21 protein-coding genes are annotated in these 20,191 nt (G+C 66.3%); 6 read left to right on the forward strand and 15 right to left on the reverse strand.

The window, feature by feature from the left end; translation table 11 throughout:
• Positions 1–130 precede the first annotated feature (130 nt).
• Positions 131–778: a PEP-CTERM sorting domain-containing protein gene (locus EAH89_RS26375; RefSeq protein WP_241667223.1), complete on the forward strand. Its 648-nt coding sequence runs from the start codon at positions 131–133 to the stop codon at positions 776–778.
• Between the two features lie 4 nt (positions 779–782).
• On the opposite strand, the gene EAH89_RS26380 is transcribed toward EAH89_RS26375, so the two are convergent.
• A complete protein-coding gene (locus EAH89_RS26380) occupies positions 783–4,325 on the reverse strand; it encodes a hypothetical protein (RefSeq protein WP_140886686.1) in 3,543 nt (1,180 codons plus the stop codon).
• A gap of 220 nt (positions 4,326–4,545) precedes the next feature.
• A complete protein-coding gene (locus EAH89_RS26385) occupies positions 4,546–6,246 on the reverse strand; it encodes a phage tail tape measure protein (protein ID WP_161993776.1) in 1,701 nt (566 codons plus the stop codon).
• 298 nt (positions 6,247–6,544) lie between these two features.
• Between EAH89_RS26385 and EAH89_RS31570 the strand changes: the two genes are divergently transcribed.
• Positions 6,545–6,811, forward strand: coding sequence for a hypothetical protein (locus tag EAH89_RS31570; RefSeq protein ID WP_161993777.1), 267 nt, complete (start codon positions 6,545–6,547; stop codon positions 6,809–6,811).
• A 179-nt stretch (positions 6,812–6,990) separates the two neighbouring features.
• On the opposite strand, the gene EAH89_RS26390 is transcribed toward EAH89_RS31570, so the two are convergent.
• The 13 genes from EAH89_RS26390 to EAH89_RS26445 all read right to left on the reverse strand — a co-directional run bounded on the left by EAH89_RS26390 (position 6,991) and on the right by EAH89_RS26445 (position 17,363).
• Entirely contained in the window at positions 6,991–7,443 is a 453-nt protein-coding gene (locus EAH89_RS26390; RefSeq protein WP_140886688.1) for a hypothetical protein, read from the reverse strand.
• 6 nt (positions 7,444–7,449) lie between these two features.
• Entirely contained in the window at positions 7,450–7,593 is a 144-nt protein-coding gene (locus EAH89_RS31575) for a hypothetical protein (protein WP_161993778.1), read from the reverse strand.
• Positions 7,594–7,625: 32 nt separating this feature from the next.
• Positions 7,626–8,036, reverse strand: a complete 411-nt coding sequence (locus tag EAH89_RS26395) for a hypothetical protein (protein ID WP_140886689.1) — start codon at positions 8,034–8,036, stop codon at positions 7,626–7,628.
• On the reverse strand, positions 8,036–8,296 hold the full coding sequence (locus tag EAH89_RS26400) for a hypothetical protein (RefSeq protein ID WP_140886690.1): 261 nt from the start codon (positions 8,294–8,296) through the stop codon (positions 8,036–8,038). The genes EAH89_RS26395 and EAH89_RS26400 overlap by 1 nt, the downstream gene beginning before the upstream one ends.
• Positions 8,289–8,639 (reverse strand): DUF6651 domain-containing protein, encoded by a 351-nt coding sequence (locus EAH89_RS26405; protein WP_140886691.1) that lies wholly within the window; start codon positions 8,637–8,639, stop codon positions 8,289–8,291. The genes EAH89_RS26400 and EAH89_RS26405 overlap by 8 nt, the downstream gene beginning before the upstream one ends.
• Complete coding sequence (locus tag EAH89_RS26410; RefSeq protein ID WP_140886692.1) at positions 8,636–9,247, reverse strand: hypothetical protein; 612 nt, start codon at positions 9,245–9,247, stop codon at positions 8,636–8,638. The genes EAH89_RS26405 and EAH89_RS26410 overlap by 4 nt, the downstream gene beginning before the upstream one ends.
• A gap of 849 nt (positions 9,248–10,096) precedes the next feature.
• A complete protein-coding gene (locus tag EAH89_RS33220; protein ID WP_140886704.1) occupies positions 10,097–10,390 on the reverse strand; it encodes an HGGxSTG domain-containing protein in 294 nt (97 codons plus the stop codon).
• A 23-nt stretch (positions 10,391–10,413) separates the two neighbouring features.
• Complete coding sequence (locus EAH89_RS26420) at positions 10,414–11,100, reverse strand: hypothetical protein (protein ID WP_140886693.1); 687 nt, start codon at positions 11,098–11,100, stop codon at positions 10,414–10,416.
• Positions 11,093–14,668, reverse strand: coding sequence for a hypothetical protein (locus EAH89_RS26425; protein WP_140886694.1), 3,576 nt, complete (start codon positions 14,666–14,668; stop codon positions 11,093–11,095). The genes EAH89_RS26420 and EAH89_RS26425 overlap by 8 nt, the downstream gene beginning before the upstream one ends.
• Positions 14,669–15,156: 488 nt before the next feature.
• The gene (locus tag EAH89_RS26430; protein ID WP_140886695.1) at positions 15,157–15,348 is read right to left on the reverse strand and encodes a hypothetical protein; all 192 of its coding nucleotides are present in this window, start codon (positions 15,346–15,348) and stop codon (positions 15,157–15,159) included.
• A gap of 331 nt (positions 15,349–15,679) precedes the next feature.
• Positions 15,680–16,018 (reverse strand): hypothetical protein, encoded by a 339-nt coding sequence (locus EAH89_RS26435; RefSeq protein ID WP_140886696.1) that lies wholly within the window; start codon positions 16,016–16,018, stop codon positions 15,680–15,682.
• A gap of 165 nt (positions 16,019–16,183) precedes the next feature.
• Positions 16,184–16,477, reverse strand: coding sequence for a hypothetical protein (locus EAH89_RS26440; protein ID WP_140886697.1), 294 nt, complete (start codon positions 16,475–16,477; stop codon positions 16,184–16,186).
• Positions 16,458–17,363: a hypothetical protein gene (locus EAH89_RS26445; protein ID WP_140886698.1), complete on the reverse strand. Its 906-nt coding sequence runs from the start codon at positions 17,361–17,363 to the stop codon at positions 16,458–16,460. The genes EAH89_RS26440 and EAH89_RS26445 overlap by 20 nt, the downstream gene beginning before the upstream one ends.
• A gap of 118 nt (positions 17,364–17,481) precedes the next feature.
• On the opposite strand from EAH89_RS26445, the gene EAH89_RS26450 reads away from it, so the two are divergent.
• From EAH89_RS26450 to EAH89_RS32260, 4 genes are all read left to right on the forward strand, one after another.
• Complete coding sequence (locus tag EAH89_RS26450) at positions 17,482–17,694, forward strand: hypothetical protein (protein ID WP_140886699.1); 213 nt, start codon at positions 17,482–17,484, stop codon at positions 17,692–17,694.
• A gap of 6 nt (positions 17,695–17,700) precedes the next feature.
• Positions 17,701–18,675: a site-specific integrase gene (locus tag EAH89_RS26455; protein ID WP_140886700.1), complete on the forward strand. Its 975-nt coding sequence runs from the start codon at positions 17,701–17,703 to the stop codon at positions 18,673–18,675.
• A gap of 3 nt (positions 18,676–18,678) precedes the next feature.
• The gene (locus tag EAH89_RS26460) at positions 18,679–19,203 is read left to right on the forward strand and encodes a hypothetical protein (RefSeq protein WP_140886701.1); all 525 of its coding nucleotides are present in this window, start codon (positions 18,679–18,681) and stop codon (positions 19,201–19,203) included.
• A 588-nt stretch (positions 19,204–19,791) separates the two neighbouring features.
• Positions 19,792–20,191 (forward strand): hypothetical protein (locus EAH89_RS32260; protein WP_206667687.1); only part of this gene is annotated, 400 nt, incomplete at its 3' end.

Consider the following 20,191-nt stretch of genomic DNA (forward strand, 5'->3'; position numbering starts at 1 on the left):
TTCTTACAGATTACCCGTTGCGGTTGCACAACACGACGCAAGTGGTTGTTCCGCAATGTGGCTTGTGGTGGCCTGTCCTTTGCGCTTACTCGCGCAGCGGTGGCGTCCGGTCCCGCTGGGAGAAGCATTTATGCGTATCGCAATTGCCGCCCTTTCCGCTGCCCTGGCCCTCGGCGCGGCCGATGCGCGGGCTGATGTGATTTACACCTTCACTCAAACCTCGGCCCAGAAGAGCGATGGGTCGCCCAGCTCGGCGGTGTTTAGCGGGTCCATCACCGTGACCGATGCGGCCTACGCCAATGGCTTCTCCTTCAACCGGGAGTATCGCGCCGGCAACGTCATTAGCGAGGGCGTGGCGGGGCTGGTGGATATCCTGATCACCATTCCCGGGACGGCTGGCCGCACGATCATTGATCGCCAGAGCCTGGATGCTCTGCCGCCTCCTTTCCGCAGCGATGCTACCTTCACCAACACGGTTTTTAAGTTCAGTGCTCCCGCCATGGGCGCGCTGGCTGGCTCATTCCTCTACACGAACACCAGCACCGTCTTCTCGCTCAACATCAACGCGACTGGCTCCGCGTCGGGCACTTACGCAGCTGACAACCTCGATCTCCTGTGCGGCACCGGGGCGACCTGCACCTATACCGCGAACGTAACTCGGACCCAGGTCGCCACGCAGACGCCGGTCACCCCGACCCCCGTTCCCGAGCCGGCATCCCTTGCCCTTTTTGGCGCCGGGCTGCTCGGGCTGGCGGCGGTGCGGAAGCGCCGCGCCTGACCGTCTAGGCCCTCGTCTGGCCGCGGCGCGTCACGCAGTTTCGGGGATCGCGCGCAAAGGCGGCGAGGTCGGTCGCCGTCCGGTCGGGCGGCATCGACTGCAGCTTTGCGTAGGCATCGGCCACGGAGGAGGTCGATTTCCCGTGGTCGGCGAAGAGGTCGTAGAGCTGCGACGTGACCACGACCTGCCGCTGCGGGTAGTCGAGCCCCATTCCGTTGTCCCGGAAGTTGGGGCCGAACGCAACGCCACCGAGCGCCGCCTTGACCGCGGCGTAAGTCAGCCACTTGCCGCTCTGGCTGGGATAGCCGGGCACCCCGCCCGTCACGTATTGCCAATTGTACTGCATCATGTCCGACCAATCGAAGTCGCCGCGCTGGAAACTGCCGCTCCAGAAGTGGTCGGCCCAGGTGACATGATCGAGCGCACCGGGGATCTCCATGCGGGCGGCGCGAATGTCCTGGGAAAGGATGAAGACCGTCTGCCAGGGCGGCCCGAGATTGCCGCCCTCGGTCCCATAGATCCAGTGCGTGGGCAGCCCCCACATCTCCATGTTCGCCTGTGCGCTGAGCTGGTCATCAATGCGCTGCTGAAAGTTCCCCTTGAGCAGGGCGTAATGGTAGTTGCCGTGCGGCTGCTCAGTCGTGGGGACCAGCGCATGGGCGTCGAGGCACTGGCGCGTCACCCACCCGCAGGCTCGCATCTGGTCGTTCCAGCGCAGGCTGGCACCGTGCGAGGTGGCGGCCATCTCCTGCATCCGGCTATTGCGGCCATTCAAGCTGTCCTCGGTGTTCGCCGGCATGCCGCGCTGCCCCTCGGGCCACTTGAGCATGATGCCAAACGACGCTTGCAGGTTGATCCCGTCGCAGAAGCTGCGCCGGCCGGTGTAGAGATACGCAGCGAGGAAGTAGTCGCCCATGTGGGCGCCGTCGACATCCCAGCCGTAGTCGTTCGAGCCGAGATCCATGTCGCGATGGCCGCGATCGAACCAGGCGTAAGGCCGGTCAACGCTGTTCAACCAGCGCCCGTGCGTCTCGTCCCAGCAGGCGAGGGGGGCCGATAGCGCCGCCTCGGACTGAGCAATGGCAGCGCGGATGGCGATCGGATTGCTGGTGAGGTAGGCGGTGCTGGCGATGCGGTCTGCAAAGCCGATGTTGGGCGCGTCGCCGGGGCCTCCGGTGATCGGCTGCAGCCCCCGGTAGCTGTAAGGGGTGTTGAAGTTGGCATCGTTGAGCACCGCCGAGCACTCGTCGAGGACGGACTGCGCGACCGAGAACTGCTGGTCGTAGTGCAGCAAAATGCCAGTGCGCTGCCAGTAGGGCGCATCGAGCTTAGCATAGGCCACCCGCGTCGGGAGGAGAGTGGTGCCGTCCGAGGCCACCCGCAGCTCGTTGGTATAGGCGGTGTAGAGCGGCGCGACGATGCCCGTCCGGGTCAACCTCTCATTGCCGCCAAGGTAGACCCGGAGGTCGTAGGTGCCCCTGCCCTGGTTTGCTTTGAGTGCGAAGTCATTCCGCGGCGTGACCTCGACGGTCATGACGCCCTGCTTGTCGATGCCGATGTCCACGATCAGCCGGCCGTCCGTGCCCCCACCCATGGCCGCGCGAGGGATATTGGCAATGCAGCGCGTGCTGGCCTTCAGGTTGCCCTGGTGCCAGCGGGCTGCTGGGAGGTTGGCAATCACGTCGTAGGAGAAGCCCCCCACGTTCACCGTCACCGACTTGCCGGAGAGCGCGGTCGCCAGATTGATAGCTGTCCCGGAGGGGGATGCCTGCTTGAACAGCGCACCGGCCTCCGTCGCCCCATTTCCCAGCGACGGCAGGGCAATGTGGATGGCCGTCGCCATAATCGAGCCATCAGCCCAGAAAGTGGACGGGGCCGCGTCGTACTGGGTCTCGCAGGCCGTGCCGCCCGAGGTCTTCCACACGAGCGGATCGCCCGGGAACAGGTGCCCACGCTGGAAGCCCTGGATCTGGGTGTAGACCGATCCCGCTGGGGCGCCCGTGCCGGTTAGGGTCAGGGGAATGCTGGTGAACGTGGTTGACGGATAGCTGCTGTCGGCCACACGCGCGATCGGCGTGGCGGGGGTGGTGCCGCCCGCGACGGGGGTGCCACCGATGACCGGGGGCGGGGTGACGACGACGGGGTTCGCGGGTTCGGTGGTGCCGGTGACACCGGCCGAGGCGCGCGCGGCCCAGGCAGTGTCGACGGCGCTCTGCGGCTTGAGGCCGATACGGCGGGCGAACTCCGCGCAGAGGAAGTCTTCGTCACCCATGGCATCGGTGACCCAGGCAAACGCCATGTCAAAGGCGCCCGTGAACAGGAAAGCGCCGTCCGGACTGCCCGGCGGCAGCGAAGACCCCATAAGGAGGCGGGCCGGGAACGGGTTCGCCGTACCGGTAAGGATCTGCGTCTTAGCGTCATTGACCCGGAGCTGCGCGGTGCCATCGGCGTTCCGGCGGAAAGCGATGATGAACGGCGCTTCGGTCGGCGCCGTGAGGTCGGTTGTCTCGAATTCGTTGTTGCCGAGGTAAATGCCACCCGTCGCACCGCCACCGTTAGGCCGGAAGTAGGGCCGCAGGAAGGGATAGCCGCCGTTGTAGTTGTTGGTCCCGCCCATGACGGTGAAGGGGCAGCCGAAGTCATTGGGCTGCGCGGCGCGGCGACGAATGGCCGCCACGACCAGGATCGCGCCAGTGCCCGAGTAGATCAGATCGCTCTCGAGGTGCTGGTTGAACCCGTTAAAGCTGAGGTAGGGCAGCCCGTTGAAGTAGGACGACTGGAAACCAGCGTCGCCCGGCTTGAGGTAGGTCGGCGGTGTGGGGTTGGAGCCAAGGCCGATGGCCTGAACCACGCCGGTCTGGTCGGCGACAGCCGAGACGGTACCGCCCGAGGCCGTGACAGGCGTGCCGCTGAAGGCGTTCAGCAGCTTGGAGCCGCCGAAGACCAGGCGCGCGCCCTGGAGCTGGTCAAGCGCGTCGGCCGGGGTCGCCGGGGTCGTCGTCGCAGCGTTGGTCACGGTGATTGACACGCTTGTCGGGCGCGGGCTGTTGCTGGCACCGGCCAGGGTCTGAATGACCGAGATCGTCAGCGGGTCGGCAGCAGCCAGAGGCGACGCTCCCACCAGAACAGCCGTCTTGGCTGGATTCAGGACGTACCGGGTCTCACCGGGGGGCACCGACAGGGTCGCACTCGGGTGCGCGCCGGAGAAGGTGGCGAGGGTTGCGCCTGCCGCCGCGGCAGGGGTGCCGATCTGGAAGGAGGAGGCCGCCGGCGTCAGCGTCAGCGCCGGCAGGGTGATGACGGTCGAGACGTTGGCCGTGAACTGGAGGGGCGAGCTGTAGAGCGGCACCAGCGCGCGGCCGGTGACGTTGCGGCCCCACACAGCCGCCCGGAACCACCTCCCGTTGTCAGCGTCTGGCGGGCTGTAGGTCGTGCCAATGGCGCCGGCCACATCCGACCACGGGCCATCTTTCGAGGGGCCGGCCTGCCACTGCTGGTCATACCCCGTGGGGTTACTATTCCACGTCCCGAAATTCGCGATCTGCATTCGGCGCTACCGCGTAATCACGGGCAGAGCTCCGCCCATTGGGGCGGGGCGACCCTTACTGGAGGGCTTTCCCTTTCCAGCGAGGATGGCCTGAAGCAACTCGATGACCAGCGCCTGCTGACTGACGTTGGTCATCAACAGCTCCTTGTTTGTGGGCATCTTGGGGGCCTTCGGGGGCGCCATGGCATGTCTCCAGAGGGGGCGCGGCGTGCTGCGCGCGTCAGGCGGTTTCGGTGTCAGGGAGGGCCATGCGGCTATCGAGGCCGGCCCCAGAACGGGCCGGGCGCGAGAACTCGCGTGCCAAGTGGCGCGAGGTGTTCTGGGCGATGACCCGGCCATCCAGGGTCGTGGTCAGGTTGATCACCACGTCCCCGCCGCCGGCCGACGCGAGGTTGAAGCTGTCGCCGCCGGCATCGCTGCGCTGTCCGGGCAGGGGGCGGAAGCTCGGCAGCCCAGGCATCAGGCCGGGGGAGGAGGGGAGGCCGCCAGGCGCCGCGTCTGGGGGGCGGACAAGGTTGGGGGCCACGCCAACGCCGGGGAGGATCGTCGGGCCTGTCGCGCCCGCGCCGCCGGGACCAAGCCCCACACCGGCCTTCAGGGTGTCGTAGAGGCCCTTAATCCCGGTGGTGAAGCCGGCGAAGAGCGTCTCCCAGTCCTTTCGATCCAGGGACAGAGCGACCGCCGTGATCCCCGCCCCCAGCGCCAGCAGGCCGAGGGGACTGACCATGAAGGCGAAGGCGGCGGTGCCAGCGATGCCGGCGAGACCGATGCCGGTGCCGATCGCGCCTGCGAGCGCCCCGAGGCCTGAGAGGGCGGCGCTGCCGACCGTGAAGAGAAGCCCCGCCGCGGCCACCGCCGTCAGGCCGGCGCCCACGTCCAGGAGAATGCGCGACGTGTCCGGGTTGGCCCTTGCCCAGTCGCCCAGATCGTTCAGCCCGCGCGCTACACTGTTCATCAGCTTCGTGACATCATCCGTGGAGGACATGCCGAGGCTTGCCGTGGCGTTGGTGACGCCGGCCTCCATATTGCCTCGGCCGGCGTTGAAGCCCTCGCGCAGATAGTCGCCGATGGCGTTCATGTTGACGCCGCCGACTGCGGCGCGATCCGCGCGCTGGCCCTCGGGGAAAAGACCGTAGCTCCAGAGCTGGCGGCCAGTGTTCGTGCTGCCGGCGCGGTTGGCGAAGGCGTCGCGCTCGTCTGGGGTGACCACGCCCTGCCGACGAAGGCTCCCCACAGCCCAATCGAAGTAGAGATCCGGCCGAAGGCCTGCGAGATCCGAGTTGACGATATCCCGCTTGTTAAAGCGCGCCGCCGCGCCCGTCCTCAGACGCCCCGCAAGGTCCTCGTCAATCTCGCCTCGGGCGAGGAGGTCGCGGATTTCGCGCTCGGGCACTCGCGCGCCGCGGGCGTTCTTGGCGATGAAGCCGTATTGCTGCAGGAAGGCGGCTTGATCCTTCCCCATGATTCCATTGGTCATTTGCCTTCCGAAAGCATTTAGAGCCGTTCCGAAGACGTTGCCCGACATGCTCTGGATGCCGCCGGCCGTCCATCCGCCGAAGTAGGTCTCGGGCGCCATGCGCTCGCCCATGACACGGGCGCGGCGCTGGAACATCTCCAGCTCTCGGTCGCTGACGCCCTGGTTGCGGTAGGCGAAGAGCATCCGCCCCGCTGCTGCCAGCTCGCCGCGCGCTCGCTCCGGGTCCATCTCGCCGGTCAGCGGGTTGTTGAAGGAGCCGCGCAGCGAGAGGGTGCGGCCGAGAGCGCCGGCGATCTTGTCCGGGTCGGAATTGCTCATCCGGCCAAGGGCCGTCGCAACCGACTGGAACTCGGGCAGCATGTTGATCGAGTTCTGCGCCTGCACCGCCGTCCGCAGCTCGGCGCCGGCTGCCAGGTTCCCTTGGATGGTCGTGCCCGGCACCAAGCGCGTCGTCTCGATGGCGCGGGCTAGGAGTGCCCGCTGGTACTCGGCCGGTCCCATCCCACCCTCCGGCGCCATGCGTCCCGTCTGGCCCCGAAGGATGGCCTGCTCATCCGAGAGGGCGCCGGCATCCCGGATGACGCGACCGAGGCCAGCTTGCCCGGCGTGCGATACGATCCCCAGGCTCGCCATCTCGGCAACCCGATCGCCGCGCCCACTCCGGGTGCCGCGCCCGCCGCCACCTCCACCACCACCACCGATCGGCGGGATGGACGGGAGGGAACCCAGGGAGCGGAAAGCGTTGATCGCCCGCGTCGCTGCCGCGCTGGCCCTATCCGCCGCCGTCGCGTTCCGGGTGAAGGATGCGGTCGCCCGCCCGATGGCCTGCGTGCCGGCTGCTACAGCCGGCTCCAGCGCCGTCGCCGATCGTGTCATCAGCCCCACCGCCGCCGCCGCCGTCCGGGCGCCCGTGGCCATCAGCCCCGTGGCCGAGGCCTGCCGGGTCATAGCTGCGGCGCCCCGGTTCGCCGCGGTCGCCATCTGCCCCATGGCGGTGGTCGTCGTCTGAATATCGGCGCCGGCCGTGCGAAAGGTGGAGAAGCGCCCGGCGAGACCAAGCAACGTGCGCTCTGTGACCTTCGCCCGCGCATCCAGCGCCCCCAGGCTGCGCGATAGCTGCGCCATGACCTGCGGGCCGTTGGTGGTGAAGTTCAGCGATCCGAAAGCGCTGTAGGATCCAGACACGTCTCAGCGCCTCCCGTTCGTCAGCGGCGCCGCGATGTGGTCCGCCACCGCCTTGCCCGCTTCGTCCAACTTCCGAACCAGTGCTGGGCCGATGAACGGACGCGGTGGCATCTTGCTCGTCCCGAACTCGTGGCGGCCGGCGTTGATGTCGCGCGAGAAAACGAAGGCGGTGTTGCCCCTCACCTCGTGATGGATGCTGTCCCGCAGCTCGCCAGAGCGGAGGAGCGGGTCGTTGGCAGTGAAGCCGCGCCGCAGTCGGTCGCGGATCGTGCTGTCCTTCAGGTCGGCCCAGCGCGGGAACGGAGGGATCGCTGGTTGGTAGTCGCCGAGCATCCCGCGCGCTTCGACCTCCACGATGCGGCCGGCCTCGTCCAATCCGCGCTGCTGCGCCCGGCCCATGACGGCGCCGATGCGGGAGAGCCGAAGGGCGAGAGCGGCGAAGCTCATTTCAGCCATGACGGGTCACCGCTTCTTGCGCTCGCGCCAGCGCAGTGCTTCCCAGTCGTAGCTGTCGCCCTCGGCCTCGCCCATCGCGACGGTCAGGCCGAACGCCCAGGCATGGTCGAGACCGAATGCGGTGTCCCAGGGCACGCCGGCCTTCACCAACTGGAGGCGCATTCCGAGGCCGGCGCGCCTACTCAATTTTTTGCCCGGTCCACTTCGTTGGCCGCCTCCCCGCCCTCGGTAGCCATCTGCCGGGCGTCGCCGAGAAGCGCGTCCATTCCCTCATTGCCAAGCCGCTGTATCTGCGATTCGAGCTGGAGGCGGGAGATCGGCTTCGGCAGCCGCTCCCCGTCAATCTCCGTCACCGCATAGGCGATCGTGGCCGGCCCCATGTAGCGATCGACGTTGGAGGTCTGCGGGCCGAGGAAGTCAGCCAGGCGCATCTCCTCCAGATAGCCAAGCCGCTTCCAGCCGATCACGCGGCCACGGGCGTCTGTGACGCGCCGCACTTCATCGGCGGAGGGCTTTGGCGTGGCCGCTGGCGCGGTCGCCGGACCGCCACCGCCTGTCGTCGACTCCTCGGAGTGCATCTCCACAGTCGGCATCAGTGCTTCGTCTCCGAGGGCACTTCGCATAGCGCGAGGGGATGGATAGGAGGCGGAGCGCCCAGCGCCCGCATGATCGTCGCCGCCTGCGCGGCAGAGGGGAGAAAGCCCATCGTCGCAGCGACCAGCGTTGCCTGCGTCGGCGTGGCGCAGAGCGCGCGGCAGATTGCCAAGGGGTCATAGGTGGGGCGGCCGAGGGCGAGGCCGATGCGCTCGAGGGTCCGGGGGTCCATCAGCTGGCGCCGGCGAGGGTCAGTCATGGACCGTGCCCCCGCTGCGGAAGTGCTCGGCGCGTGTGGCAGCCGGCATGCTCTCGAACTCGGCGCGGGTGATAGCCTTCCCGCCCGAGGCGACCTCCTGTCGCAGCAGCTCGTCGCGATCAGGCGACGCGTTCACCAGGATCTCGATGGCCTCCTCAAAGGAGGCGCGCTCGCCCGGTCGGCTCGGGCTGTAAATTGCGTTCCCGTGGCGATCCTCCGCCAGGAGAACACCGTCACGCACCGTGAACAGGTGGGCGAAGTCCGTCATCAGCAGCTCGGCCGGCACTACCAGCCGATCCCGAACGAATGACGATCCGGCGAACAGGCTCTCGATGACGTTCATGCGGGCACCTTCGTGCCCGTGAGCTGCTTCCAGCCCGTCCACCAGTTACCGTGGACGCTCCGGTCGCCGGTCCAGCGCCGCAGTTCCTCGTCGTAGGTGCCGAGCACCGAGCCGAAGTCCTGGATCAGCGGGAAGGTGCCGCCGCTCCGCGCCGCCTCGAGCATCCGCGTGGCGAGAGTGAACTCCGCCTCCGCCGCGCTGAGCATCGCCCGCGCCTCATCGGCCCGCTGGGCGGCGTCCAGGCGGCGTTGGATGCCGGCCGCGAACAGGGGCTGGAAGGCGATGCCACGGGCGCGGCGATACACGTCATCCCGGTCAATGAGGGCCTTCTGTGCCTCCTCCACCACCAGCCCGGCCAACCGTGCGGCACGCGCCGCTTCCTCCGCCTCGGCGTGTGCCTGCGCCAGGTCCAGGCTAGCTTCGCCGTTGAGAGCACGGTCCAACTTCGCCTGGGCCACGGCAGCGGCATCGTCAGCACGCAGCTTCTCGGCCGTCGCTTCCTGCAGCCGCTGGCCGACCGCCTCCCGCTCATGATCGGCGGTGCGGAGGGCGGCGCTGTCCACCAGTCGCGCCGTCTCCTCCGCGAGGGTGGGGAGAGTGTTGGTCAAGGGGTGATTCCTTTTGTGCTGGTGGACGCAGGCGCCGGAGTGGGCACGGCTTCATCGGTGGCCGGCGCCGCCTTGTGCTCGTGAGGGGTCAAGCCCAGCATCCGCAGCGCGTCGCAGAGGCCGCGAGAGAGCTCCAGGTACCGCCCGCTATCCGGAAGGGCCGTGGTGTCGCCCTCGGTCGCCTTCCGATCGAGCTTGACCAGGTGGAGGTTCAGCCAGCACGCGCGTTCGATCAGCGCTCGCTGCGTGACGCTGGGACTGCCCCCAACATGCTCCGTCAGTTCCGCCCGAAACCGGCGCAGAAGCCGAGCTTCGCGGCTCCGCAGATCCATTCGGCCGAGAACGCGAGCCCGCGAGGATGGCCCTACCTTTCGGAGCGCGGAGCCAAGGCCAGTTGATTCCGGCACTGATTGCCGGACCATCTCGACCGCATCTGCGCCATAACTCGACTTTATATGCGCCATAAATCAACAATAGATGGGCATATATTCAGTTTCAATCGAAATGCTGAGGTACAGCAAAAATTCGTTGCTGGCTTTCTCTTTGTAATTATTTAATCGGCTCTCCTATTGTTCTTTAATGTTCACGAGAGATAGCAACGGGACTGCTTGTCATTTCTTTTGGGGCGGAAGGTTGCGGCGCAGCGCCCAGGTGAACGACGCTGAAGGGCAGGCGGAGCGGAGAGGTCAGCGCCAGCCGCCCTGGAGGGTCCACAGGCCTTCTCCGCGCCGCGCCCCAAATCAGGGCGCTCTGCTCCGGCGACCTATGGACTTCCGGGACGGCCCCAACCGGCATCGCTGCGGGTGGACTCTATCAATTATCATCGCGGCAGAAGCCTGGGCCGAGCCCTTAGCTGCCTCGCAGGAATGCCGTCACCGCCCGCGCTTCCCGATTTAGCTCCGCGATCCGCCGACGGAAAGCGACCGCCTCCGCCGACGACCTGCCGTGTCGAGTGCGAGCGATGCGGATCCGCTCCAGCCCCTCGGCAGTAAGGGGACCGGTGCTCTTGCCGCCGTGGAAGGCGCAGCGGCCATTGCGCATGGCCGGTGCACGGCATGGCTCGCCGGAGCGCGCCCGAGCTCCACAGCGGGGAGCAGCATCAAGTCGAGCCGTGCAGGGGCGAGCTGGTTGCTTCGGGTCCATGGGGTCCTTCTGAACATTCGACTTCACCCCCTATCTCCTCCCCCCACCCTCTGAGCGACGCCAGGCACTGTCACCGGCGGTATTGAGCCGGATGCATCCAGAGCAGCCGGCGCTCCAGCTGGAGCGCCGCTCACGTTGCCTACGATGGCCTGCGCGCCCTCCTGGACGATGACGCGCTCGACCCTGACCACCTGCGGACCCTTGCCGCGCTTCCGGTTCAGTGCCTCCACCATGTCCGTCATCCCGCGCGCCAGGTTCGCGCCATCGCGGCGCAGCTTCGAGGTCGCGTCAAAGGTCTGGCCGGGCTGCACCACGCGACGAAAGCATTCCAGGCTCGCGAAGTGCATCGCAGCGGCCTGTGTCGCCATCATGCCCTCGATCTCATCCTTCGGTTTGAAGGCTGCGATGGCAGCGATAGCGGCCTTAGTCGCCCGAAGCACGTTCGCTTGGCGCTTTTCAGTGCCCTCCGCCCCCTCGATGTGCATCGAGGAAACCACCTCCGCGAACATGGTCAGATTGAACGCGGCTACCTTCGACCCGCCCAGCTCAGCGAATGCGTTGTCCACATCGTTCACATCCAAGGCGCCACTCTCGGTGACGTCGACGGCCGCTATCGCCTTGCGCAACCCATCCAAGCCATCGCCCTTGGGCTTGGCTGGGGACTTCGTTTTCGCTGCCGCCTTCGTTGTCACTGCTTTCGTCTCAGCCACCGCCACCTCCTCCAATTGGGTTCCATGTTGCCGCCCCAGCACTCGGGGGCGCCGCTCTCACAGCCGCGGAGGCGCCTGGCTTTCGTGGCGGCAGGCCGGTCTGTGGTCGTAAATCCTCCGCCAGTACCGGCGACCGGGACGGGGGCAGGCTCAGTCCCACCTCAGAAAGGCCCGGAAGGCCGCCTGACGCGTTCGGGGGGACATTCCGGCCGATACTTGGCCACGGCACTGAGGGGGCGTCCGGGGGGCCAGGGCGGGGCGGCTCAGGCTCAGGCCGATCCTCCGGCGTGAAGGCCGCTAGCTCGCCCAAACGCTCCTCCAGGAACCGCCAAACGTCCTCAGGGTCGAACTCGGTTCGAGCCCACCCCCTTTGCGTCCGCTGCCCTGCTCCCTTGGGTCGGTAGGTGAAGGCCCAGACACCCGAGGTTGGGGACATTCCCCTTAGAGTAACTAATCTTAGGGGAATGTCCCCAACCTCGCCCTTTTCGACTCCCCACCGCTGGAAGGCTTTCTTGCCCGCTTCGACGGTGCCGAAGAGGTCAGGATAAGCCCGTGCAGCGTCGGAGGGGCTGGCGAGGAAGATGCCACGGCAGGCCATGCGCTCCACCGACCCCGGCGCAAGGTCGCGCCAGTCGAGGAGCTCGTCCACCAAGAGAGGAGTCACCACGTCGGCGAAGAGCCAGACCCGCACCGGGTCCTGTTCGGTGCGGTTAATCCCTCGGGCGCGGCCGATGCCCTGCACAATCTCCGCGTCCGTAATCGCGGTCGAAACCAGTTCGGCGGCCGGGTTCGCGTAGGCGCGAACCTCCACGGTGCCGCTCCTGCCCTCCGTCAGCCGGACTCCTCGCGTCTCGCGCTGGCTCTCGGCCACCTCTACCGGCTCGCCCGTGAGAGCAGCGGCCAGGACCCGCACCTGATCGGATCGGGGGCGTGGCCGCCCGATGACGAAGAGGTGCCGCACGTCTTTCCAGCGGTCGATGCCAGCAACCGCGTTGAAATGCCCTGTTTCAACTCCGGGCAGACCGGCGAAGGCTGCTTCCGCATCTTCGTAGGTGATGACCAGAGACCGCTCCCCGCAGGTCTCCCCCGCCACGAAGTCGCGCAGGTTGGCCAGTATCGGCGGGAGGTTCTCCGGCTTCCCGTTCTCGTCCAGCGTGACCTTCATCCGCCCGGGGAGGAGCGTGGTCTTGCCCCATCCGCCGCGCACCTGGCGCACCTCCATATGGGGCGCCTTCACGCGCACCGGCTCAGGCACCTCCAGACGGGGCAGATAGGCCCGTACAAGGTCGGCCGGCATGGTGGCGTCCAACAGCAGGACAGGCGCTTCGTGGATGGCCCCCATCATCTCGGAGATGGTGTTGAGGCTGAGGCTCCACCGTTGCTCGCCCTCGCGATCCTTCCTCCACAGGAGTTCGGCTCGTCCGGTCGCCTCGTTGCCGCTGGCTAGGAGGTCCGCCATGACGGTCCACATGGCCGCCCAGCGGGCCACCTGGGCATTCACTCCGGCCTGCTCCGCAGCCTCGCGCCGCGCCTCGGCCGACATGCCGGGCCGCTGTAACCCTTCGATCCGCCGGTTCCACTCATGTCCGCGCGCCGCGCCACACTCGGCCGCAGACAGGCCGGTAGCGTCCAAGGCCTCACGCCGGACATAACCCTCGGGCGCAGCCTCGAGAGCACGCTGCAGCTTTGTCCGAGCGGTCAGAAGGGCGTCGGTGGCGTCGTAGTCAGGGACCTGGCGCCCGCCACCTGCTTTAGCGAGGACGGGATGGTTCCCTAGTCCGTCTGTCAGCACATCAACCGCGATGGTGCGGCCAGTCTTGAGGCCATCCTGCCAGAACGCCTCGTCCAGGATCGTCAGCGAAAGGCCTTTCTGGATGCCACCGGGCAAGGTGTGAAAGCCGGCCTCGTGCGTGGCGATAACGATGTCCGCCGCCCCCACCGCCGCAGCTTGCCGGTAATAGCCACACTGGTTCTCGCCATGTCGGAAAGGGCAGGCGGGAGCCCCCTCCTTCTTCCCGCCACAGACCGCCGTTTCCACAACCTCGCCGGCAGAGGTCGCAAGCTTCACGGCATCCAGATCAAGGCACATCTGAGCGTTGGGGTTGAGCGGGTCGTCCCGCTCGCGCCCGCGATGCACCGCCACTGTCACTCCCTGGCGTTCCGCCTCGGCGGCGAAGGCCTCTTCCGCTTCGACGTTGAGCTTCGTCGTAGGACCCAGCCAGAGCGTGCGGTGGGGTTGCTCGGCAGCCTTGGCCGCCACCACCCAGTCAACGGCTGCGATGCGAGCCTCACGGCTCTTGCCGGCCCCCACGTCGACCGCGAGCCCGAGATGCGGCGGCTTCGCGCCCTTCGGCGCTGCGCGCCACCTCGCCGCGTCCAGCATGAAGGTGCCAATGCGATCGTGCATCTCGCCGCGTGCTTCGGTCAGATCGTGCGCCGGAGCCTCATGGTGCGGCGCCACACCTTCCGGGACTTCGCGCTTGTTCGCGTCAACCCAGACGAAGGCTCCATCAAGGAGCGCATCCAGGTAAGCATCGGATCCAAAGCGCGCGAGGTCGGCGGCGCTGTGCTCCCCCGGTTCCCGATCAGCAGCAGCTTGGATCGCGGCGCGGCAGGCACCCTTGACCGCTTGGTCATCCCGGTTCTGCGGCGGCGTCTGGCGCGCATAAAGGAGGGTGGCGCGGCGCAAGGGTGCGTGCCAGCCTTCCCGCCCTTCGCCATCACCCAGCAGCGCCAGCGCGCCCGCCACGGTACGGGCCGCGGTGGGGTCCAAGCCAGCGCCGGCGGCCACCTTCTCGCGCCGCTTCTGCACGGTAGCCCGCAGCGCATCGAGATCCAGCGCGGGCAGCGTCACCGCTTCCTCGAGCCCTTTCACCCATCCGGTCCGGCGAGGCAGCGGGTCGTGCCCGCCCTCGATGATGGGGTCCGCGATGTAGTGCGGCTGAGCTGCGTTGAAGGGCGCCCGGTCCACGGCCGGTGCATGAACGTGAAGATAGAGCCTCAGGTCGTCGTTGCTGATCGGCTCTGCCAGCCAGAAGAACAGATGCACCTTGAGAACGCCGGCCACGAACCCGGCGGAACTCGATAGCTGCCACCAGCACGCTACATCGTGGAAGCACTCAGGTAGAAGGTCGTGGATTGCTGCCTCAATCGCGCTCTCCGGATCGTCGGCTAGATCGTCTGACTGCCGGAGCGGCCACCCGTCGACGTCGATCATGAGCCAGCGGCGTGGCACCTCGCCCAACGTCGGGAGCTTGCCGGTGCGGCTGACCTTCTTCGCGCGCCGGAACCGATGCTTCGGGTTCTCCTCCAGTATCGCGCGCGCCTCGGGAAGCAGCTCGCCGCGAACGATGAAGGCTTGCGGGTCAAGCCGAACCTTCTCCAGCAGCGCCGCCACATCCGCGAGGGATGCAACCGGCCGTTCGTGCGCGGTAAAGCTGGCGCCCGCGTCGTAGCTGATCTTGCGCCAGTCGCTACTGGTGAGATTCCACGCCCACCGCTTCGTGGCGAAGCGCGGAGCACCGGCCGGCGTCGGGACCGTGCGGAGGACGAGGAGGGATTCTGTCAACCACTGCCTCCCGACCGGGAGGGCGGCCAAACCGCCGCGATAGCTGTAGTGGCGGCCTCCAGGGCGCCAGGCTGCAGGCTGAAGCTAGGCCACGCGCGCCCCTGCCGATCGCGTCGGGTCGGGCACCGCAGCGTGACGCAACCAGCTTCGTCACGGCTCGCCTCGATGCCTGCCAGCGACACGCCGGGGAGCCGGATGGAGGCATAAGCAAAACCTGGCCGGATCTCCCGGACGGTCACGCGCTCGATGCTGGAGGAGGAGGCGGTCATGAGCGATCCCCCTTCCGCCGGAGGGTGCGCAGCAGGACTGCCTGTTTAGGCAGCCCTGCTCGGATTAGGGCCGCCACGGTGCGATCAGCATCGTCGCGAAGGTCGTGGTAGCGAGCGGACGCGCCACGCGCTTTCCACTCGGCCGCCGCTTCGTCAAAGGTCCGCCTCAGGCGGAGTATCAGAGCGTCGAAGTAAGGCCCGCTCGGGAAAGGGATCACCTCACCCACGGCGACCTCCTTCCATCCGGCCCTTCTCGGCTGCGGCAGCAGCGACGGTGGGGAAGAGCAGCAGCAAAGGCCGGCGAGCGGTGGCGGCCGAGGTCGGGGGGAGAACCAGCGCGCCGCGGGGCGATCCGTCCTCGTTCGGCAAATCGTGCAGGACCGCCAGCTTGATCTGGACGGCGGGGCTCACCTGTCCCGCTCCCGCCGAGGGCCACACCAGACCCAGCCGCCACGACCGAAGACCCACCCACCGCGATCCGCAAGGGCTCGGAGCGCGCCGAGGAGGGCGAGATCCCGCGCCAACCATCCAGCGCGGCCGCGCCTCCAGGTGCAGGCAATGTCGAGGAGGCGAACGGTTTGGCAGGCGTTGAGGGGAAGCCCCCGCGCCAGCAGCGCGACTGCGGCGACGCGGGCACCGTGCCGATCAGCGCGGAGCGCCGGGGCCTGCCACCACTCGCCAGTGCAGATCGAACGCGTCGCCCTGTTCGCTGGGATGGCACCAGACTGCAGAGAGGGGGCGCTCATGCTGCACCCCCGGCGCTCGTTATCTTGCGAAGCTTGGCCTGCGCTCCCATCGCATCGGCCAGACGGACGAATCCCATCAGGACAACCCCGCCGACATCCAGAGTGGCTGCGAGGAGCTGTTCTCCGGTTCGATCGGTCCGACTTACCCCGGGGTCGTGCGTCAGCATGGCCGCCACACCGCCTGGCTTCGTCAGCGAGCTGAAGAAAGCATCCGGCGTCGCCAGCTCGGCGCTTGGGGCGACGATGACGGCGAAAGGTCTGCCCTGAGCCTGGGGCTCGGAGAGGATGTGAAGCCGAGTGTTGGTCCCTGCTGGCAGGGTGAGGGTGTGTGGCATCGTCCGCCCCTTTAGGGACGGCGGCTCAAAAGCCCTTGCAACCTGGGACTAAACTACTATAACACGGGCGTTGATGGGTTTTTGGTCAAGGTCCGCGTTCAGTAGCTTCGCCCCACCCGCTTTCAGCCTTGGTCCGGCTGTAGGCGGGTGGTCGCATTTAGGGCCTTAGGCCGCCGCGACCGCGTTGGAGGGCGAAGAGGCCTTGCGGGGCCGGCTGGGCTTACGCCGGGCTCCCAAACCCAGAACCGAGGCAACCTCGGCCAGATGCTTGCGTCGGATGATCCATTCCCGGCCAAGCTTCTCGGCGGGAACCGTCCCGTTGATTACAGCATTGCGGACGTGGTTGTAGGTCACGCCCTCGAAGATTTCAGGGTCCAGGCCGAGGGCACCCGCATTCTCGCGTGCCTCGCGGAGGTACTGGGGCAGAAAGATCGGATCGTCAGGCGAAGGGGATGGCATAGGATTGTTCTCCTAGCCGGCGCGGCCGGCTCGCAAACGATTGCGTGGAGATGCCCAGCCGAGGACGCGAGCGGACTTGTGGTTCACTCTCTGTCTCTCTAAATTCGCAGCTGTGCGAACAGCTGGTCCCGTTGGTGCGGGGCTGGACATCATGGTTGGACGGCGCCTCGGTGGCCCCTGGCAGGGCTCCGTTGGCGCCGTTCTCCGTTTCAGACTTGGTCCCTTGCGGACCTCCCTCGGTCGGAAAAACACCGTTGCCGTCCTTGACCTCGCTAACAGCGGGGGTGCTGGTCGGCGGAAGGGGGAGGCTGCCACGACGGCTCAATGTGTCAGCCCAAAGGTCGCCTGCCGCCATGATCATGCGGCGATCAAGGTATGTCTTTCGGACGACGCCCCCTACGTCCGCCCCAAATCCTTGCGGGATATAGTAGTCGTACCGGTCTTCTCTCCAGACCACTTTCCCTGACTGGGGCATGTCCATCGACAACTCGATGGTGAGCGGAACCCTTTCGGGCCACACCAACAATTCAGTGCTGCCCTTGTGGGCCAAGGTCCAGCGTCCCGCATCGTCAACCGCCTGAGCCACGGCGTCGTGAAGGCACTGCCCTGGCTCACGCGGCTCCCCTCCAGGCGCGGAGGCAAACATCCTCATACTGCCCAAAGCGGCCGCGGTGAGGGCCGCATCACTCAACTGATGAGCAGCAAAGGAGAGAAGGACATAGGCAAGGTGGCCACAATCAAAGTGGCTATTGTGCTGTGCTCCGCCGACCTCTCCCTTTGGGATCAGACCGGCGTCTCGCAGGACGCGAAGGATGCGCAGGACGGAGGCGGGCAGGAACTTCGCTTCCGCCGCCATCCGCACGTTGACTGTTCCGATCAGCGACATCGCATCGAACTATGGCTGCAAAGAACGTGTTGTGCAATCCCTCTCTTCCCCTTTCGTTAACTTTTCTGGTATCCGACAACAGTGAATTATCGGATGTTAGACGCAAAGGGAGTTTCGCATGGTGAAGACCTGGGGCACCTCGGCTCCAACCGAGGAGAAGTGCTCGCAGTGCGGCTCGTGCTACGAGGTGCGGCAGGTAAAGACGCCGGTGCGTGACAAGGACAGCTTCAACTGCGTCGTCTGTCGCTACGAAATGGATAGCTGGAACGACACTACCTATCCCACGTACCGCCTGATCAAGCGCGAGCCCTGGCCCCGTCAGGCTGACTGAGAACTCATGACATCCGCCATCGTCCCTGCCGCGGCCGCGCAGATCCAAACAAATGCTGCCAGCCTTTCCGCTGAGGCGCTGGACTATGCGCGCGAGGCGTCGGCCGCGAACACGCGCCGCGCCTATCGAGCAGCTTGGCAGGACTTCATTGCCTGGTGCACGATCGAGGGGCGCTCCTCCCTGCCTGCTACGCCAGAGACTGTCGGCACCTTCCTCGCGGCGCGCGCCAACACGCACAAGGCCGCCAGCCTCTCCATCCGCCTCGTTGCGATTGGCCAGGCGCACCGCCTCGCCGGTCACCGCCTGGACACGGGGCACCCCGCTATCCGCGAGACGATGAAAGGCATTCGCCGCACCCATGGCACGGCGCCAACGAAAAAGTCCGCGGCGATCTCGGCCGTGATCCGTGATGCCGTGGACGCGCTGGCGAGGCGCCCCAGCCTCCGCGCCGCACGCGACCGCGCTCTCCTCCTCATCGGCTTCGCTGCGGCTCTACGCAGGTCGGAGCTGGTGGCGCTGGACGTGGCCGACGTCGCCTTCGTGGCCGAGGGAGTGATCCTCAACCTGTGCCGCTCAAAGACCGACACTGAGGGGCGCGGAACAGAGATTGCCATTCCCACCGGCAGCTCGGAGCGGACGTGCCCAGTTCTCGCTCTGCGCGCTTGGCTAGCGGCGGCAAGCATTGAGACGGGGGCAATCTTTCGCAGCGTGAACCGGCACGGACAGTTGGGCGCTGCTCGCCTGTCGGACCGCGATGTAGCGCTCGCAGTGAAAGCCGCGGTTCAGGCTGCCGGATACGATCCCGCCGCCTTCTCCGGTCATTCGCTGCGCAGCGGATTCATCACCAGTGCAGCGCGTGCTGGAGTCCCTGAAGCGCACATCCAGAACCAGAGCCGGCACAAGTCGCTACCGGTGCTGCGCGGCTATATCCGGCGCGGATCACTCTTCGTGGACAACGCTGCGGCGCGGGTAGGATTGTAAGCTATGGAGTGCACGCCGTCTGAGCCCGATCGGCCTGGTGACATCGAAGTCGGGCAGATGGGTCCTGATCTACTCTACTGGTCCACCAAAGAGGCTGTTCGACAAGCAGAGGCCAAAATCAAATCCCAGTCCGAAGCTCTTGCAGGCATCATGACGCGGGCAACCACTCTGCTTGGGTGGACGGTTACAGCATCGTTGGCGTTGGCAGCAGCCCTCGTGACTGAGAAGGAAGTCGTTGCAGTTGTGCTGACCGCTGCTTGTACGGTGTCCTCGGCGGTATGCGCTATCGCTGTAATCTGGCCACGGCAATGGGGCACAGCTTCTTGGGAAATCGAGTGGTTTCTTGAGCCGCCGTACGACACCGAGTTGCAGTTTCTGGATGCAATGGCGAGAGGCGCAGCCGAAAGGATTAGGGAGGACCAGGAAGGGATTGAGCAATGCGCGCACTTGTTGCGTCTTGCTTACCTTTTCCTGGTCCTTGCCCCTATTGTCGGAGCGGTCGCGATTTTTAGCTCTAACCGCGCTTAATGGGCTGGCTCGTGCCCTTCACTCCGGTAGTGGGCGGCACGGGCGCTGACTTCTGCGGCGGGGGAGCCTTCGACGCGCCTACTCCGCTGCCATGATCGCTCTTGTGGCTTACGGTTGGCACCTTCGGCGCAGAAGGGGGTGGGGGCGGGGCTTTAGCCATCAGCTCTTTTCTCCGACCAATTAGAGGCCTGCTGCAGAGCATAAGAAATCTCAATCAGCAACACAGGCCTTGTTTCGCAGCCGTGCTCCTGAGACAGACGGTGCTTCGGGACGGCGACTTGGCTCAGCTCAAGGCGGCTGTCGCGCGCCCTGCCGGCCTTCTACTCTCCAGAGCGCGACGTGCAACCATGTCTCGAGGGGTCCGGCGGGCGCTGACGGGGCAGGTCTGATGACCACTTGCTTGGTCGAAAATTTTTACATCGCTCTCGCAACGCATCGTGGACTGCCGCGCATCTCATTGCTAATTCATACTTATTTTGGAAGGCACGTAAATTGCGAGACCTGGTTTAGTTGAATGGTTCTCTGAGGTGTGGAACAGCGAGGGCATCCGCCTCGCCGTTGATGCCTTCCGTAAAGGACGAAGACGAAGTGGCCGATCCAACGATTTGCGCCAGCAAGTCAACCAAGTCGATCCTGAGGATCATAAAGGTTGCGGTGCTTGCCCTTGGTCTCTCGTTGCCTAGTGCCGTACGATCGGCCCACGCCGCGCCAACGCTGGATCAAGTGAATGCGGTTCCTCCCTCCAGCGCTAGCCTGTACGTAGGCGAAGATCCCTCCTGGCGCATGGTCTACTACCCGGTGCAGACGCTCACCGTAGGTACTGCGGGGTTGCTCACGAGCGTAGAACTTGATGTTCAGCGCCTGTCTGGCATGGGTACGCTCACCGTGAGTCTCTTCCCCGTTGTGCAAGAGTACAATCCGCCTGTGTTCGGATCACTGCTGGCGGCTATCGTAGTTGCTGGAGAAGCAGTCTCGACGTCGATGAGCA

It is taken from the genome of Muricoccus nepalensis (assembly GCF_006438825.1).
In the GTDB taxonomy this organism is placed as follows: Bacteria; Pseudomonadota; Alphaproteobacteria; order Acetobacterales; family Acetobacteraceae; genus Roseomonas; species Roseomonas nepalensis.

Excerpts from the sequence above, each read along its gene's own strand:
- EAH89_RS26375 (WP_241667223.1), top strand. The coding sequence starts at position 131 with ATGCGTATCGCAATTGCCGCCCTTTCCGCTGCCCTGGCCCTCGGCGCG.
- EAH89_RS26380 (WP_140886686.1), bottom strand. The coding sequence starts at position 4,325 with ATGCAGATCGCGAATTTCGGGACGTGGAATAGTAACCCCACGGGGTAT.
- EAH89_RS26390 (WP_140886688.1), bottom strand. The coding sequence starts at position 7,443 with ATGGCTGAAATGAGCTTCGCCGCTCTCGCCCTTCGGCTCTCCCGCATC.
- EAH89_RS26395 (WP_140886689.1), bottom strand. The coding sequence starts at position 8,036 with ATGCCGACTGTGGAGATGCACTCCGAGGAGTCGACGACAGGCGGTGGC.
- EAH89_RS26400 (WP_140886690.1), bottom strand. The coding sequence starts at position 8,296 with ATGACTGACCCTCGCCGGCGCCAGCTGATGGACCCCCGGACCCTCGAG.
- EAH89_RS26405 (WP_140886691.1), bottom strand. The coding sequence starts at position 8,639 with ATGAACGTCATCGAGAGCCTGTTCGCCGGATCGTCATTCGTTCGGGAT.
- EAH89_RS33220 (WP_140886704.1), bottom strand. The coding sequence starts at position 10,390 with ATGGACCCGAAGCAACCAGCTCGCCCCTGCACGGCTCGACTTGATGCT.
- EAH89_RS26435 (WP_140886696.1), bottom strand. The coding sequence starts at position 16,018 with ATGCCACACACCCTCACCCTGCCAGCAGGGACCAACACTCGGCTTCAC.
- EAH89_RS26440 (WP_140886697.1), bottom strand. The coding sequence starts at position 16,477 with ATGCCATCCCCTTCGCCTGACGATCCGATCTTTCTGCCCCAGTACCTC.
- EAH89_RS26445 (WP_140886698.1), bottom strand. The coding sequence starts at position 17,363 with ATGTCGCTGATCGGAACAGTCAACGTGCGGATGGCGGCGGAAGCGAAG.
- EAH89_RS26450 (WP_140886699.1), top strand. The coding sequence starts at position 17,482 with ATGGTGAAGACCTGGGGCACCTCGGCTCCAACCGAGGAGAAGTGCTCG.
- EAH89_RS26455 (WP_140886700.1), top strand. The coding sequence starts at position 17,701 with ATGACATCCGCCATCGTCCCTGCCGCGGCCGCGCAGATCCAAACAAAT.
- EAH89_RS26460 (WP_140886701.1), top strand. The coding sequence starts at position 18,679 with ATGGAGTGCACGCCGTCTGAGCCCGATCGGCCTGGTGACATCGAAGTC.